The sequence below is a fragment of the Streptomyces sp. NPDC050448 genome (assembly GCF_040655295.1).
In the GTDB taxonomy this organism is placed as follows: domain Bacteria; phylum Actinomycetota; class Actinomycetes; order Streptomycetales; family Streptomycetaceae; genus Streptomyces.
The window spans coordinates 1-1824 of record NZ_JBFAJR010000123.1; the positions used below are offsets into that span (position 1 = coordinate 1).

The following is a 1824-nucleotide window of genomic DNA, read 5'->3' on the forward strand; positions in this document are numbered from 1 at the left end:
GAGCAATGCTCAGGACCTGTGGATCGGTTCCGGGAAGGCACGCGGAGGGCGTACCTTCCCGCATGATCCCTTGAAGGTCTCCGAGTAGGCCCGCGTTCGCAGCGCGGGTCGGGAAGGTACGCCCATGCTCAGCGTAGTCACCGACGACGGCTCTACCCAGTCCGGCTCCCTGATCGACGAGATCGTCCGCGAAGGCGCCCGGCGGATGCTCGCCGCCGCGCTGGAGGCGGAAGTCAACCAGTACATAGCCGAGTTGGCTGCTGAGACCGACGAGCGCGGGCACCGCCTGGTGGTCCGCAACGGCCACCACCGGTCCCGCACCGTGGTCATAGCGGCCGGCCCAGTCGAGGTCACCGCGCCGCGGGTCAACGACCGACGCGTCGACGAGGCCACTGGCGAGCGCAAGCGGTTCTCCTCCAAGATCCTGGCCCCGTGGTGCCGCAAGTCCCCGAAGATCTCCGAGGTCCTGCCGCTGCTCTACCTGCATGGACTGTCGTCCGGGGACTTCGTGCCCGCGCTGGAGCAGTTCCTCGGCGGCACCGCCGGCCTGTCCCCAGCCACCGTCACCCGGCTGACCAAGCAGTGGAGCGACGACCACGCCGCCTTCCAAAACCGGGACCTGTCCGACCGCGACTACGTCTACGTGTGGGCAGACGGCGTGCACCCGAAGGTCCGCCTCGGCCAGGCCCACAGCTGTGTCCTGGTCCTGCTCGGCGTCCGGCTGGACGGCACGAAGGAGCTGATCGCGATCGCCGAGGGCCTGCGGGAGTCCACGGAGTCGTGGGCCGATCTACTGCGCGACTGCCGTCGCCGTGGCATGCGCGACCCCGAGCTGGTGGTCGGTGACGGTGCCATGGGCCTTTGGCGGGCGCTCGCCGAGGTGTTCCCGGCCGCACGGCCGCAGAGGTGCTGGGTTCACAAATCCCGCAACGTCACGAACTGCCTGCCCAAGTCCGCGCAGCCCGGGGCGGTGAAGGCGATGCAGGAGATCTACAACGCGGAGGACCGCGGCCACGCTGAGAAGGCGATCGAGACGTTCGCGAAGACCTACGGCGCCAAGTTCCCCAAGGCCGTCGCGAAGATCACCGACGACCGGGAGGAACTGCTCGCGTTCTACGACTTCCCTGCCGAGCACTGGATCCATCTGCGCACCACGAATCCGATCGAGTCGACGTTCTCGACGGTGAAGCTCCGCACCAAGGTCACCCGAGGCGCGGGCAGCCCGGCGGCCGCGCTCGCGATGGTGTTCAAGCTCGTCGAGTCCGCCCAGGCTCGATGGCGCGCGATCACCGGCGCCCACCTGGTGCCTCTCGTCCGCGCCGGCGCGCGCTTCGAGAACGGCGTCCTGGTCGAGCGGTCCGAGGTGGCGGCATGAACGCCATGCTCGCGGCGCTCGAAGCGCTGACCGACCGCGACACGAACCGTCGGGATGTCGCCGCCGACACGCTCGGGGATCTCCTGCGCGGCACCGCACTCGACACCGACACCGCCCGCCTGGTCGTCGGACGCCTGGTCAGCCTGGCCGTCAACGAACCGGTGACCACGGTCCGCGAGTCAGCCCTGAACGCGATCAGCGAGGCGTTCAACCACCACCGTCTGCCCCTGGACCTCGTCGAACCGCTGGCGGCCGCCATGCCGACGATGGAGCGCGAGCTCCTCGAACACGCCCTCTACATCCTCGGCGCCAGCCACGACCCGCACGCCCACCTGCTGATCGAGCCGTTCCTCCGCCACCCCGACCCACAGGTGCGCGAAGACGCCAGGCTCGCGGCAGCAGAGATCACCGCGTCGGAGGACCCCACCCACAACTCTTGACTATTGCTC

The 1824-nt window shown here is 69.1% G+C and carries 2 protein-coding genes; both read left to right on the forward strand.

What is annotated here, in order from left to right:
* The first annotated feature begins 124 nt into the window (after positions 1–124).
* Positions 125–1375 carry an IS256 family transposase gene (locus tag AB0I68_RS39000; RefSeq protein WP_363182194.1) on the forward strand — a complete coding sequence of 417 codons (1251 nt, stop codon included), beginning with the start codon at positions 125–127 and terminating at the stop codon, positions 1373–1375.
* The gene (locus AB0I68_RS39005; protein ID WP_363182195.1) at positions 1372–1815 is read left to right on the forward strand and encodes a hypothetical protein; all 444 of its coding nucleotides are present in this window, start codon (positions 1372–1374) and stop codon (positions 1813–1815) included. Before AB0I68_RS39000 ends, AB0I68_RS39005 begins: the two co-directional genes overlap by 4 nt.
* Positions 1816–1824: the final 9 nt, after the last annotated feature.